Source organism: Pseudomonas fluorescens, assembly GCF_000967965.1.
In the GTDB taxonomy this organism is placed as follows: Bacteria; Pseudomonadota; Gammaproteobacteria; order Pseudomonadales; family Pseudomonadaceae; genus Aquipseudomonas; species Aquipseudomonas grandcourensis.
The window spans coordinates 137,619-151,496 of sequence record NZ_LACC01000005.1 but is presented as its reverse complement, the minus strand read 5'-3'; the positions used below and the strand labels follow the sequence as shown (position 1 = coordinate 151,496).

Below are 13,878 nucleotides of genomic sequence, written 5' to 3'. Positions count from 1 at the left end.
GCCTTGGCGGTCTTTGCATGCATGCTACGGCTGGTAAAACGGGCAAACAAACGATGGATTTTGCCGACAACTGATTAGAGGAACTTATCGATATGCTCAAACACTGGCCACCCCTGAGCACCCTGCGCGGCTTCGAAGCCGCCGCCCGGCTGGGCAGCTTTCACAAGGCCGCCGATGAGTTGCACCTCACCCAATCGGCGATCAGCCAGCAGATCCGCAGCCTTGAGGCCTACCTGGAACAGCCGCTGTTCCATCGCAGCGGGCGCAGCGTCAGCCTGACCGATGCCGGGCACGATCTGCTGAGCACCACCCAGGCGTTGTTACAGCAATTGGCGGTGGGCATTCGCCGGTTGGGGCAATATCAGAAACCCAATCAACTGGTGCTCAACACCACCCCGGCGTTTGCCCGGCACTGGTTGTTGCCGCGCTTGGCGGATTTCCGTCGCCAGCATCCGCAGGTCGATCTGTGGATTTTCAGCACCGATGAAGTGCCGGACATGGCCAGCCAGACCATCGACCTGGCGGTGCGCGACGACATCGGTTCCCAGGCCGAATGCAGTTTCAGGGTACTGCACGCCGACCGCCTCTACCCGGCCTGCCACCCGAGCCTGCTGGCAGTGCCCGTGGAACAGCGCACCACTTTGCATGGCGAACGGGAAATGGACTGGAGCCACTGGGCGGTGGAATCGGGCATTGATGTGGGGCAGATGGATCAGGGGCTGAATTTTTCCGATCCGGGTTTGCTGCTGGACGCGGCCTGCACCGGGCTGGGCATTGCGCTGGTGAGCCAGTTGCTGAGTCGGCAGGCGCGGGCCACCGGGCTGTTGCAGCCAATGGTGGAGCAAACCATCCGCGGCCCGAACTGGGCGCTGCTGACCCACCGTGACAGCGAGAACATTGCAATGGCGCGGGCCTTCACCCAGTGGCTGGTCGACAATCTGGCGGCCGAGCAGCAGCCCTCGGCCTGATCATTGCGCCGGGAAGGTTTGCAGGTAAGCCAGCAGGTCTTCGATTTTTTCCGGATCGCTGAGGCCCCAGAAAATCATGCGGGTGCCGGGGACGACTTTCTTCGGCGCTTCGAGGTAGGCGATCAGGGTTTCGCGGTCCCAGACCAGGTTGGCGGATTTCATCGCGTCGGAATACACGTAGTCCGTGGTGACGGCGGAGTGGCGACCGATCACGCCATTGAGTTGCGGGCCGAAGGATGCGCGGGCCGACTCGCCGATCTGATGGCAGCCGCTGCAGAGGCGCTTGTACACTTTCTCCCCGGCCTGGACATCGCCCGCCGCAAAGGCAGGCGCGCTGAACAGGCCTGCGGTGAGTAGCGAAGCGAAGGTCAGTGCGGCGATTTTTTTCATGTTCCGTTTCCTGTCTGCGAGTGCTCGCTATTGGAACATGACGGCTGAGGATATCCAAAACGGTCAGGTGGGCACCGTCCCCTGCGGTAGCGAGCTTACTTCTTGCTGCGCGAGGTATTGAGCTCAATGGCCGCCTGAATCAACGCCGTCAGCGCCGCTTCATCGATCTGCTCACCCTCGCGGAGATCGATGGCACGCCGGGTATTGCCTTCAAGGCTTGCGTTGAACAGCTTCGACGGATCGTCCAGCGAAGCGCCCTTGGCGAAGGTCAACTTCACCACTTGCTTGTAGGTCTCGCCGGTGCAAATGATGCCGGCATGGGACCACACCGGCACGCCCCGCCACTTCCACTCTTCGATCACTTCGGGGTTGGCCTGGTGGATGACCTTGCGGACGTGGGCCAGGGTTTCGCCGCGCCAGTCGGCCAGTTCCCGGATTCGTTCGTCGATCAGCGCCGAGGCTTCGTTTGTTTCAACCTTGTCCGTTTTCATCACCGTTTCGACCCTCATCATGATGGTTGTGACCGATGAGGGTAGACGGTGTTCGAAGGTTTTCAGGAATCGTTGACTGACGGCGCCTGGGGCACAGGGCGCTTGCTCCCGCGCCACAGTTAATCACTCGCAGCAGGATTTTTGGCATCCTGATGAATGTCCATCAAGTTGTCATCGAATCGTCATGAACCGGGCGTCATACTCAGGCCATCCAATGCGTGCTTTAACTTTCTGCTGCCCCTCCCGGCAGCTTTTTTTTTGCCTGGAATTACCCTTACAAACACTCCTGCGCCGCACGCTCGAACGTCGATGGCACGAAGGTCGACGCCAGCAGTTTGCGCTCGTACAGGAACACCTTGCCGCCGTTCGAGGCTTTATAGGTTTCCAGCACATTGTCCGCCGACACTTTGCTCGGGATGACGATGCGGTAGCTGCGCTGGGTCTGCGACACCGTTGGGTTGAGCGCATCGTGCTGTAACTTCGGCACCACGCAATGGGTGTACTCCTCGGGCGACTTGCTGGTGTGCAAGGTCATGGTCGGATTGTTCGGCGTGGCACAACCGGCCAGCAGCAGCGAGGCGAAGGCCAGGATTGGGGCAAAAACAGTGCGCATGAATCAGGTCCTGAAAAGAAATCTACGATGGATCGGCTTGCCCGCCGCTCAATGGGCGTTGGGCTGATTAATTTGTTGTTGCGGTCAATCCGGCGGTTACCAGCGCCTTCAGCGACGCATCGAACTGTTTCAGCGCGGTCAGTTGCAGGTCGCGTTGCTGTTCGATTTGCGCGGCGATCTCGGGTGCGGCCTTGTCATGCACCCACACCGACGGCAGTTGTTTTTCCACCGCGCCTTCGGCCTTGCCGATGTACTGCAGGTTGGCGTCGTAGAACCGCGCGGCGAATCGCGCCTCGACCCGGTCGTTACGCTGGGTCAGCAACTGGTTGTGGGTATCGAGCATCACCACCACGTCCGGGTGGGCCTGTACCAGCGCATCGAGGTTGTCGTAGACCGTCACCGACAGAAAGGTGTGGTGCAGCGAGCTCATCAGCCAATCGATGGCCAGGTCCGGATCGGAGCTGTTGACGAATGCCTGGCGAATCCGCGCATCGAGTGCGTTCTTCGCACCGTTGACGGCCACCGAGTGGTATTGCTTGAGGTATTGCAGGTTTTCCAGGGTGTTTTCGCTGTACAGCACCCCGAGCGTCTGCCCGTATTGCAACCCGACCTGGCCAGCGGTGATGGGCGGCAGATGGCAGCGTGCATCTTCGGCAAAGGCCGGAGCGGTGGATGCAACGCTGCCCAGCAACAGGGCAATCGCAGCCAGTCGGGTCAAGATTTTCATCGCGCAGGTTCCTTGAGCAGCGTGTTCAATGCAGGCAATTTTCCGCCTTTGCGCAAAAAACAGAACTTGCGATTCTTGATGGTGACTATTGACTGAACCAATAGTGTGGCGGCGCCAGCGCCTGCCTCTGGCGCAAACTTACCGATCAAAGTCGAACAAGCGGCTGTGCCGGGCGCCCACGGTTGATTACAGTGGCGACTGCCCTCAAAACCTGATCAAGGAACGAAACAATGGTGACCTGCTACCTGAAATACGTGCTCGATCCCTATCAGCTCGACGCTTTCGAGCACTACGGCAAGTTGTGGATTCCCCTGGTGGAAAAATTCGGCGGCCAGCACCACGGCTACTTTTTGCCATCGGAGGGCGCCAACAACATCGCTCTGGCGCTGTTCACCTTCCCCAGCCTGGCGGAGTACGAACATTACCGGCAGCAGTCGATGAACGATCCAGAGTGCATCGCCGCGTTCAAGTACGCCGAGGAAAAGAAATTCATCCTCAGCTACGAGCGTTCGTTCATGCGGCCGGTGCTTGGCTGACTGGATCGCTGAGTCAGTCTTTTTTCAGATCCAGGCAATAGGTGAAGTAACCGGGGTCGCGCACCCAGCCCAGGGATTCATACAGGCGTTGGGCGGTGAGGTTGTCGGTGGCGGTTTCCAGGGTCATGCCTTTGCCGCCGGCCAGCTTCGCAAAATCCCGGGCGGTGTTCATCAGCAGTGTGCCCACGCCTTTGCCCCGGGCGGCGGGCGTGGTGAACAGATCACCGAGCAGCCAGGTGCGATGGGCATCGATCGAGGAAAAGGTAGGGAACAGCTGGACGAAGCCGAGGTTTTCGCCGTCGGTGTCCTGGGCAAGAAATATCACCGATTCACCCCGGGCGAGTCGCTCGGCGATGAAGGCGCGCGATTGCGCAAGATTCGACGTCTGCTTGTAGAACATCCGGTAGGCGTCAAACAAGGGGGCGATCTGGTCGATGTGCGATGCGTCGGCGCGCAGGGCCTGAATAGCCATGAGGGTGCTCCATTGCGGTCTCAAGGAATTACAGACTAGCAATGGCAGCTGAACAGCGACGCACTATTTTCCTGAAAGCACCGCCGTCCCCTGTAGGAGCGAGCCTGCTCGCGATGAGGCCATCAGATTCAACAGTGAAGTTGACTGACAGACCGCTATCGCGAGCAGGCTCGCTCCTACATTGGATCGCGGGTTGCGGTCAAACGCGCACGTTACGCCCTGGCAGCGAAGTACGCTGGCTGCTCTCCCAGCCTTCGACCAACCCAACCGGCACATCCGCTGACGGCAACATCTGTGCGCCACGCACCAGATCGGACGCCCGTTCGGCGAGCATGATGGTCGGAGCATTCAGGTTGCCGTTCGGCTCGGTCGGGAACACCGACGAATCGATCACCCGCAGACCGGCGATGCCGCGCACGCGCAATTCGGAATCGACCACCGCCATGTCGTCCTCGCCCATGCGGCACGAACCGCACGGATGGTAGGTGCTTTCCAGGTTGTCGCGCACGAAGGCGTCGAGGTCTTCATCGCTGGTCACCTGAGCGCCCGGGGCGATTTCGCCGTCGCGGAAGCGGTCCATGGCTTTCTGGCCGATGATCTCGCGGGTCAGGCGAATGCAGCGGCGGAAGCCTTCGCGGTCCTCTTCCCGCTCCAGATAGTTGAAGCGAATTTCCGGATGCTCGTACGGATCGGCCGAGCGAACCCGCACATAGCCGCGGCTTTTCGGTTTGTTCGGCCCGGTCAGCACCATGAAGCCGTGGCCCTTGATCGGCTTGTTGCCGTCGTAGCGCATCGCCGCCGGCAGGAAGTGGAACTGGATGTCCGGCCAGCGCAGGCCCTTCTCGGAGCGGATAAATCCACCGGCCTCGAAGTGGTTGGTGGCGCCCAGGCCGTCCTTGAACAGCAGCCAGCGCAGACCGATCATCAGCTTGCTCAGCGGGTCCATCTTGTTGTTGAGGGTCACCGGTTCCTTGCAACCGAACTGGATGTATACCTCGGCGTGATCCTGCAGGTTCTCCCCTACTCCCGGCAGGTCGTGGCGTACGCCGATCCCGGCCTTGCGCAGGACGTCCGCCGGGCCAATGCCCGAGCGTTGCAACAGGTGCGGCGAGCCGATCGGCCCGGACGAGATCAGCACTTCGCGGTTGCAAAACACCTGGTGGGTCTGACCACCGTGGTCATACATGACCCCCACCGCACGCTTGCCTTCGAGAATGATCTGACGGGTCATCGCATGGGTGACCACCGTCAGGTTCGGACGGCCCATGGCCGGGCGCAGATAGGCGTTGGCGGTGGAGCAGCGCACGCCGTTCTTCACGGTCATGTGCATGGCACCGAAACCTTCCTGCATGTAGCCGTTGCAGTCTTCGGTCTTGATGTAGCCCGCCTCCGCGCCGGCTTCGACCCACGCACCGTACAGCGGGTTTTTCATGTGGTTGCCGTTGGTGGTGTGCAGCGGCCCGGTTTGCCCGCGATAGCTGTCACCGCCCGACTCGTAGCTCTCGGCACGCTTGAAGTACGGCAGGCAGTTGCGATAGCCCCAGCCTTCGGCACCCAGGGATTCCCACTCGTCAAAGTCCAGCGCGTGGCCACGGATGTACACCAGGCCGTTGATCGACGACGAACCGCCCAGCACCTTGCCCCGTGGGCAGTGAATGCGTCGGCCGTTGAGGTGGGTCTCCGGCTCGGTCTCATAGCGCCAGTTGTACTTCTTGGTGTTCATCGGGATCGAGAATGCGCTCGGCATCTGGATCACTACGCTCTTGTCACTGCCGCCGAATTCCAGGACCAGCACCGAGGTGGCCGGGTCTTCGCTCAGGCGGTTGGCCAACACACAACCTGCCGAGCCTGCGCCAATGATGATGTAGTCGTATTTTTGCGTAGCCATTTTTTGCGTGGTCATGACTATCTCCCGACCGTCGATTCAGTGAAAACCGGCAGTGGCTGCTGTTTGTGGGTCAGCGTGTCGCCGGTGGTGTATTGCGGGGAGTTTTTCTCGATCTGCTGGATCACTGCTTCCTCGCGTTTCAGATCGATCGAGCGGCTCAGCCAGTAGTACGCCAGGCCCGATACGATCAGCCCGACCAGCCAGGCGATGTCGATGCTGCCCAGCGCCTTGGCGAGCGGGCCGACATACACTTCGCGCTGTTCAACGCCGTCGTAGATGTAGAAGAACGGGATCATCGAGATAAAGCCGATGGCATAGGCGGCGATGCCGCGCAGGCCCCAGCTGCCGTAGATGTTGCCGTGGGGCATGAAGAAGTGCGGGATGGCGTAGCGGCCCTTGCGCACAAAGAAGTAGTCGGTGAGGTTGACCGAGGTCCAGGGCACCAGGAAGTACAGCATCACCACCAGGTAGATCCCCAGCACCGACAGGCCTTTGCCGGAACTCTGGATGCTCAGGGCTACGCCCAGTTGCAGCAGGATCACGAAGCCGATGGCCAGGATGCGTGCCCTGCGGGTTGGTTCGATGTGCTTGATCGAATCGACGCAGGTCAGCGTGGTCAGCTTGGCGCTGTAGATGTTCATCGCGATCACCGGCAGGAACGCCAGGATGGTGACCACCACCACCGCCGTGCCCACCAGCGGCGACACGGTGTTGCCGACTTGCCCGAGGGCCACCAGCACGTCAGTGGAGTGCAGGTGATCGGCCAGCCAGCCACCCACGGAAATCATCCACGCACCGGACAACGAAGCCCCGAGGAACACCACGGCGATCAGCTTGCCGCTGGAGGTATTTTTCGGCAGGTAGCGCGAGTAGTCCGACACGTAAGGGGCGTAGGCGATGTTGTAACTGGCCGCCGCCGCAAACTGCGCGATGAAACCGGTCCAGTTGAAACCCAGCGGCTCACGGGCCACTTCGCCTTCCGCGAGTGCCGGCAGCACCGCATCCGGCACCCAGCCCATCACCACCGCCAAGGTCACCAGGCCATACAGCGGCAACGACAGGTACAGCGCCCATTTGAAGCTGCGGTGCATCCAGTCATGGCCGAGAATCGCCAGCACCGCCGCCGGTATGGTCACCGCCACTGCGATCACTGCGGGGTTGAACCCGAACAGCGTGTGCAGCCCCTGCATCATCAGTACCAGGTTGACGATGTTGAAGCCGGCGAACACGAACAGCGTCGCCAGCAACACCAGGATTACCCCGCGATAACCGAACTGCGCACGGGACTGGATCATCTGCGGCAGGCCAAGGTGCGGGCCCTGGGAGCCGTGAAACGCCATGAACAGTGTGCCGAACATGATGCCCAGCGTGCCGGCCAGCGTGGTCCAGAGCGCGGTCAGGCCGACGCTTGGGCCAACGAAGCCGATGGTCATGGTGAAGAAGGTGAAATTGCCGAGGAACCAGAACGGGCCCTGACTGGCCAGCTTGTCAGTGCGCTCGTTCTCGGGGATGAAGTCAATCGAATGCCCCTCGACGACGGATTTTTCGTCGAGGCTGGACACGCTCGGGGCGGACTTGGCGTTAGTGTTCATGATGGACTCTTATTGTTGGAAGATCATGACGAGATAACCGCGTTCTTTCGGGTGAACGACTCCCCTGTGGCCCTGAAAATGGGACTGCTGCGCAGTCCAGCGGGAGCAAGCTCCCTCGCCACAGGTTCAGTGTTGCCCGTGCCTACCTGGCGTTGTTGCAGATGCCTTTTGATTGTGGGGGCGCGTCAGCCCGGCAGCGTGATCCACACCGCCTTGGTTTCGAGCAGGTAGTCGAGCTGCTCGGCGCCCAGGTCCTTGCCGAATCCGGACTGCTTGTAGCCACCGAACGGCATCGACGGATCGAGGGTGCCGTGGGCGTTGACGTAGACCGAGCCTGCTTTCAAGCGTGGAATCAGGCTGTGCACCTTGCCCAGGTCGTTGGAATACAGTGCCGCCGCCAGGCCGAAGGGCGAATCGTTGGCCAGGGCCAGCGCTTCTTCCTCGTCGTCGAACGGTGTGGTGACCAGCACCGGGCCGAAGATCTCTTCCTGGACAATGCGCATGTCGTTGCGGCAATTGGCGAAGATGGTCGGCTCGACGAAGAAGCCTGGGCCATCGACCGGTTGGCCGCCGTAGACCAGTTCGGCGCCTTCGGCCTTGCCGGTTTCGATGTACTCGGTCACGCGCTGCTTTTGCAGGGCCGAAACCAGCGGGCCGATGAAGCAATCAGGATCCAGGCCCGGGGCGATTTTCAGGGTGCGTGTGTAGGCAATCAGTTCGCGCAGGAACTCGTCGTAGACACTCCTATGAATATAGGCCCGTGTACCGGCGTCGCATACCTGCCCGGAGTTGAAAAACACGCCGTTGGCGACCGCTTGGGCGGCGGCCGGGATGTCGGCGTCGGCGCAGACGATGACCGGTGATTTGCCACCGAGTTCCAGGGTCAGGCGCTTCATGTCATTCAGCGCTGCGCGGCCGACAGTCTGGCCGACCGGGGTCGAACCGGTGAAGGTCAGTTTGTCGATGCCCGGGTGGGTGGCCATGGCCGCACCGACCACGCTGCCGCGCCCGGTGACGATGTTGATCACGCCGTCGGGAATACCTGCTTCCTGCACCAGTTCAGCAAAACGCAGGGCCGACAACGAAGTCAGTTCGGCAGGCTTGACCACCACGGTGCAACCGGTCGCCAGCGCCGCGCCGAGCTTCCAGGCCATGGTTTGCAGCGGGAAGTTCCACGGCACGATGGCGCCAACTACGCCCACCGCTTCCTTGCGGGTATAGGCCAGGTAGTTGCCCGGCAGCGAAGGTTCGACGGTACGCCCGTGCAGTTTGGTAGCCCAGCCGGCGAAGTAACGCAGGGTATCCACGGTGCCCTGGATGTCCACGTCCTTGGCGAAGGCAACCGATTTGCCCATGTCGATGGATTCGATTTCCGCCAGTTCAGCAGCGTTCTGCTCGATCAGGTCGGCCAGGCGCTGCATCATGCGCTCGCGTTCGGCCGGTTTGGCCTGGCGCCAGGCGCCGCCGTCGAACTGCGCGCGGGCGGCTTGCACGGCGCGGTCCAGGTCATCGGTGGTGCCCATGGGAATGCGGGTGATCAGGCCTTCGGTCGAAGGTTCGATCACATCGGAAGTCTGGCCGTCGCTGGCTTCGACCCAGGCGCCGCCGATGAACATTTTCTGGACCTTGCTGAGGAAGGTCTGGGTGGCTTCGCTGACGCCGAATTTTTGCAGGTAACTTTTGACGATCGTGTCCATTTTTGTTCTCTCTGCCCGGCAGTCAGAGCCTGCCGGGTCACTGGTTTCGATGATCAGGCTGATGCGGCTTCGCTCTCGGCGGCTGCCCGCACCTTGCCACGCTCGTGGAAGATGAAACCGATGCTGTTGAGCAACAGTTGCGCGGCCAGGATCGAGGTCATGCCGGTCGGGTCGTAGACCGGTGCCACTTCCACCAGGTCCATGCCGACGATGTTGCCTTTGCTGCGCTTGGCCAGGGCCTGGATGATTTCCAGCACTTCGTAGTAGAGGAAGCCGCCGTGGCTCGGGGTGCCGGTGCCGGGGGCGATGGACGGGTCGAAACCGTCGATGTCGATGGTGATGTAGTAGTTGATGTCCTGCGGGATCAGCGCCAGCACACCCTCGACGCCAAGGCGACGCACGTCACGCACTGAGAGGATTTTCGAGCCGGCTTCATGGGCCGCTTCATAGTCGTCGCGGTTGGACGACGACACGTTGCGGATGCCCATCTGGGTCATGCCGACAATGTGGTTCATTTCCGAGGCGCGGCGCAGCGGGTTGCCGTGGCCGTAGCGAACACCGTGGCGTTCGTCGACGAAATCCAGGTGCGCATCGAAGTGAATGATGTGGATCGGGCCGCGGCCTTCGAAGGCCTTGATCACTGGCGCGTGCACTGAGTGGTCGCCGCCGAGCACCACCGGCATCACGCCGGCGTCGAGGATCTTGCGCACGGCGTATTCGGTGTTCTTGTTGCTGGTGACCATGTCGGTGTGGACGATGTCGGCATCACCGACGTCGACCATGCGCACGTCCGATGCGGTGAGGTACATCACGTCATCTTCGTGATCGTAGGCGCCAGCGTGGCCGAAGGAAAACAGCGTCGATGCTTCGCGAATCCCGCGTGGTCCGAAGCGTGCGCCGGAGCGCCACTGGGTGCCCATGTCGTTGGGCACGCCGAGCACCGCGACGTCGGCATCCAGTGCATCCCAATCGGTGCACACCGGGGATTTGCCAAAGGTGCAATGACCTACGAATGGCAGGTTCAGGCGACCGGATTCATAACCGTTGTTCGACATTTCTAGCCTCTCCACTTCTTGTTATCGGCTTGGCGGACTGCAAGGCGACCGCCGTTGGAAAGACTATGGGCGCAGGTTTTCGTGGAAAAAATGCTAAACATCAGATACTCATATCGGTATTGCCGATGCATCCCCATGCCGGAGGTCAAAGATGATCCAGCTGCACGATGTCGACCTGAAACTGCTCAGGGTGTTTGCCACGATTGTCCGCTGCGGCGGCTTTTCCGCTGCGCAGGCGGCGCTCAATGCCGGGCAGTCGACCATCAGCGAACAGATGACCCACCTGGAAACCCGTCTCGGGGTCAAACTCTGCCAGCGCGGGCGCAGCGGCTTTCGCCTGACCGAACAAGGGGTGGCCATTCATGAAGCCACCCAGCGCCTGCTGTCGGCGGTGGAAAACTTCTGCATGGACGCCGACGTGCTCAAGCAGCACATCAGCGGCAAGCTCAACCTGGGGATCATCGACACCACGATCACCGACCCCGACTCACCGATTCCGCGCACCACCCAGCGCTTCGTTTCACGGGGCCATGACGTGCACCTGAACGTGTACGTCGGCACCCCGGCGGAACTCGAAGAACGGGTGCTCGACGGTCGCCTGCACCTGGCCATCGGGCACTTTCCGATCCATGTGCCGGGGTTGCTGCAATCACCGCTGTACCAGGAAGCCCTGGGTTTGTATTGCGGCCGGCGTCACCCCTTGTTCGGCAGCCACGCCGAAGGTGAGGAACTGCTCGAAGAAGTCGCTGCCGGGCGCATCGTCGTGCGCGGCTACATGCAGCAATACGACCTCGAACACCTGGGCGTGAGCAAGGCGGCCGCCACCGTGGACAACATCGAAGCCACCGCGATCCTGATCATTTCCGGCGCCTACCTGGGTTTTCTGCCTGAGCACTTCGCCGCCCAGTGGGTCAAGAGCGGCGAGATGCACCAGTTGGCCCCAGGGAGTCTGCGTTTGAAATCGCCATTCGACGTGATCACCCGACGCGGCGCGGCACCGCCACCGATCCTCCAGGCGTTCCTCGAGGACTTGGCCGCCAGCGCCCGTAAAACCGGCAAGCCGTGATGTGACACTCGCCAAATTCAAATTTTGCCGGGCATACTGATTTGAGTTCGCCAACCTTGCAGGCCCGTCATGCGCATCCACGTCACCTTCATCGACCGCGTCGGCATCACCCAGGAAGTGCTGGCCCTGCTCGGTGGACGCAGTTTCAACCTGGACGCCGTGGAGATGGTGCCGCCGAACGTCTACATCGATGCGCCGACCCTCGGCGCCGAGGTGCTGGAGGAGTTGCGCGAGGCGCTTTTCGGCGTGCACGGCGTGCAAGCGGTGACCATGGTCGACATCCTTCCGGGGCAACGCCGGCGCCTGCAACTGGACGCGTTGCTGGCAGCCAGTTCCGACCCGGTGCTGGCGGTGGATGACCGCGGTCATGTGCTGCTGGCCAACCCGGCGCTGATCGCCCTCTGCGGCCGCGAACCGGCCGGTGAGTCCCTGACCGCGCTGTTCGACGATGCCGATTTGCAGCGCACCTTGATCGCTCAGCATTTCCGCCTGCCAATGCACGAGGTCAGCCTCGGCGGCCAGACCTTGCTGCTCGACGCGATGCCGATCACCGACGCCGGCGCCCTGCTCACCCTGTATCAACCGAACCGCATTGGCGAACGCCTCTCGGCGCTGCACCATGACCATGCCGAAGGTTTCGATGCGCTGCTCGGCGAATCGCCGCCGATCCGTGCGCTCAAGGCCCGCGCCCAACGGGTGGCGGCCCTCGATGCGCCGTTGCTGATCCAGGGTGAAACCGGCACCGGCAAGGAACTGGTGGCCCGCGCCTGCCATGCCATCAGCCCACGGCACGATGCGCCGTTTCTGGCCCTGAACTGCGCAGCACTGCCGGAGAGCCTCGCCGAAAGCGAACTGTTCGGCTACGCCCCCGGTGCCTTCACCGGCGCGCAACGGGGCGGCAAGCTCGGCCTGCTGGAACTGGCCGATCAGGGCACGGTGTTTCTCGATGAGGTGGGGGAAATGTCGCCCTACCTGCAAGCCAAGTTGCTGCGGTTTTTGAGCGATGGCTGCTTCCGCCGGGTCGGTGGCGACAAAGAGGTCCGGGTCAATGTGCGGGTGCTCAGCGCGACCCACCGCGACCTGGAAAAAATGGTCGCCGAAGGGCGTTTTCGCGAAGACCTGTTCTACCGCCTCAACGTGCTCAACCTGCAAGTGCCGCCGCTGCGCGAGCGTGGTCATGACATCCTGCTGATGGCCAATCACTTCATGCAACAGGCCTGCGCGCAGATCCAGCGACCGCCGTGTCGTTTGGCACCGAGCACCTTCAGCGCCCTGCTCGGCAACCGCTGGCCGGGCAACGTGCGGCAACTGCAAAACGTGATCTTTCGCGCGGCGGCGATCTGCGAAAACCCGCTGGTGGACATCGACGACCTTGACATCGCCCGCACGGCGGTAGAGCGGCAGAACGACGGCGAAGTCGGCAGCCTGGAAGAGGCGGTTGGCGACTTTGAGAAGAACCTGCTGGAACAGCTTTATCGCAGCTATCCGTCCAGCCGGTTGCTGGCGGCGCGGTTGCAGACGTCCCATAGCGCCATCGCGATTCGCTTGCGCAAGTATGGGATTCCCGCCAAGCCCTGAGTGATCTGTCGGAACACATTCCCCTGTAGGAGCGAGCCTGCTCGCGATAGCGGCCTGACAGTCAACATACATTTCGACTGACACGCCCTCATCGCGAGCAGGCTCACTCCTACAGTGGACTGTGTTGCATCTGCACTTTTCGTCTGCAAATCGATACAGCGTAGCGAAATCAAGACAAAACCTTTCCCACCCGCAATTACGGCGTCTGCGCCCACTGCCCTGCTTGTCTGTATTGATTTCAATACGAATGGAATCTCTCGCACTTAATAAAATCACTTCAAGCCATTGATTTAAAACAAATAAAAAACATTGGCACCGCCCTTGCTATCACTCCTGCAACCCCGCTCGTCGTCCCGCCACGAGCCTTAAAACAATAAGGAGTTGATATGAGCCAATTGCGTTTTACCGTCGATCACGAATGGTTACGCCTTGAGAGCAATGGCCTGGTCACCGTCGGCATCACCGCGTTTGCCCAGCAGGCGTTGGGGGATGTGGTGTTCGTTCAGGTGCCTGAACTGGGCGCCTTCGATGCAGGCGCTGAAGTGTCGGTGCTGGAATCGGTGAAGGCCGCCAGCAGTATCGGCATGCCGCTGGACGGTGAAGTGGTCGAGATCAACACGACGCTGGAGAGCACCCCGGAACTGGTCAACGAAGACCCATTGGGTGAAGGCTGGTTCTTTCGCTTCAAACCGGTCGATGCCCTGGCGTTGAGCGATCTACTGGATCAAGACGCCTATGAACGCCTGACCGCAGAACACGCCGACGCTTGAAGCCCCTGGGCATTTCCCGAATTCGCAAAAGGACC

The 13,878-nt window shown here is 61.3% G+C and carries 14 protein-coding genes; 5 read left to right on the top strand and 9 right to left on the bottom strand.

Annotated features, from left to right (window positions below; genetic code table 11):
- The first annotated feature begins 92 nt into the window (after positions 1–92).
- Positions 93–968 (top strand): LysR substrate-binding domain-containing protein, encoded by an 876-nt coding sequence (locus VC35_RS04170; protein ID WP_046037930.1) that lies wholly within the window; start codon positions 93–95, stop codon positions 966–968.
- On the opposite strand, the gene VC35_RS04165 is transcribed toward VC35_RS04170, so the two are convergent.
- From VC35_RS04165 to VC35_RS04150, 4 genes are all read right to left on the bottom strand, one after another.
- The gene (locus tag VC35_RS04165; RefSeq protein WP_046037928.1) at positions 969–1,358 is read right to left on the bottom strand and encodes a c-type cytochrome; all 390 of its coding nucleotides are present in this window, start codon (positions 1,356–1,358) and stop codon (positions 969–971) included. It lies immediately after the preceding gene.
- Positions 1,359–1,453: 95 nt separating this feature from the next.
- The gene (locus VC35_RS04160) at positions 1,454–1,849 is read right to left on the bottom strand and encodes a DUF1801 domain-containing protein (RefSeq protein ID WP_046037926.1); all 396 of its coding nucleotides are present in this window, start codon (positions 1,847–1,849) and stop codon (positions 1,454–1,456) included.
- Positions 1,850–2,123: 274 nt separating this feature from the next.
- The gene (locus tag VC35_RS04155) at positions 2,124–2,462 is read right to left on the bottom strand and encodes a hypothetical protein (RefSeq protein WP_046037924.1); all 339 of its coding nucleotides are present in this window, start codon (positions 2,460–2,462) and stop codon (positions 2,124–2,126) included.
- A 67-nt stretch (positions 2,463–2,529) separates the two neighbouring features.
- Complete coding sequence (locus tag VC35_RS04150; RefSeq protein ID WP_046037922.1) at positions 2,530–3,189, bottom strand: hypothetical protein; 660 nt, start codon at positions 3,187–3,189, stop codon at positions 2,530–2,532.
- Between the two features lie 230 nt (positions 3,190–3,419).
- Here VC35_RS04150 and VC35_RS04145 point away from each other — a divergent pair, with 230 nt between their 5' ends.
- Positions 3,420–3,725 (top strand): NIPSNAP family protein, encoded by a 306-nt coding sequence (locus VC35_RS04145; RefSeq protein WP_046037921.1) that lies wholly within the window; start codon positions 3,420–3,422, stop codon positions 3,723–3,725.
- A gap of 13 nt (positions 3,726–3,738) precedes the next feature.
- Here the strand turns inward: VC35_RS04145 and VC35_RS04140 are convergent, their stop codons facing one another.
- The 5 genes from VC35_RS04140 to speB all read right to left on the bottom strand — a co-directional run bounded on the left by VC35_RS04140 (position 3,739) and on the right by speB (position 10,429).
- Positions 3,739–4,197: a GNAT family N-acetyltransferase gene (locus VC35_RS04140; RefSeq protein ID WP_046037920.1), complete on the bottom strand. Its 459-nt coding sequence runs from the start codon at positions 4,195–4,197 to the stop codon at positions 3,739–3,741.
- 199 nt (positions 4,198–4,396) lie between these two features.
- Positions 4,397–6,085: a choline dehydrogenase gene (betA, locus tag VC35_RS04135; protein WP_046037980.1), complete on the bottom strand. Its 1,689-nt coding sequence runs from the start codon at positions 6,083–6,085 to the stop codon at positions 4,397–4,399.
- A 17-nt stretch (positions 6,086–6,102) separates the two neighbouring features.
- Positions 6,103–7,677, bottom strand: a complete 1,575-nt coding sequence (locus VC35_RS04130; RefSeq protein WP_046037919.1) for a purine-cytosine permease family protein — start codon at positions 7,675–7,677, stop codon at positions 6,103–6,105.
- A 185-nt stretch (positions 7,678–7,862) separates the two neighbouring features.
- The gene (locus VC35_RS04125) at positions 7,863–9,374 is read right to left on the bottom strand and encodes an aldehyde dehydrogenase family protein (protein WP_046037918.1); all 1,512 of its coding nucleotides are present in this window, start codon (positions 9,372–9,374) and stop codon (positions 7,863–7,865) included.
- A 53-nt stretch (positions 9,375–9,427) separates the two neighbouring features.
- Positions 9,428–10,429, bottom strand: a complete 1,002-nt coding sequence (speB, locus tag VC35_RS04120; RefSeq protein ID WP_046037917.1) for an agmatinase — start codon at positions 10,427–10,429, stop codon at positions 9,428–9,430.
- 151 nt (positions 10,430–10,580) lie between these two features.
- On the opposite strand from speB, the gene VC35_RS04115 reads away from it, so the two are divergent.
- The 3 genes from VC35_RS04115 to gcvH all read left to right on the top strand — a co-directional run bounded on the left by VC35_RS04115 (position 10,581) and on the right by gcvH (position 13,843).
- A complete protein-coding gene (locus tag VC35_RS04115) occupies positions 10,581–11,495 on the top strand; it encodes a LysR family transcriptional regulator (protein WP_046037916.1) in 915 nt (304 codons plus the stop codon).
- Positions 11,496–11,564: 69 nt separating this feature from the next.
- The gene (locus tag VC35_RS04110; protein ID WP_046037915.1) at positions 11,565–13,073 is read left to right on the top strand and encodes a sigma-54-dependent transcriptional regulator; all 1,509 of its coding nucleotides are present in this window, start codon (positions 11,565–11,567) and stop codon (positions 13,071–13,073) included.
- Between the two features lie 386 nt (positions 13,074–13,459).
- Entirely contained in the window at positions 13,460–13,843 is a 384-nt protein-coding gene (gcvH, locus tag VC35_RS04105; RefSeq protein WP_046037912.1) for a glycine cleavage system protein GcvH, read from the top strand.
- Positions 13,844–13,878 lie beyond the last annotated feature (35 nt).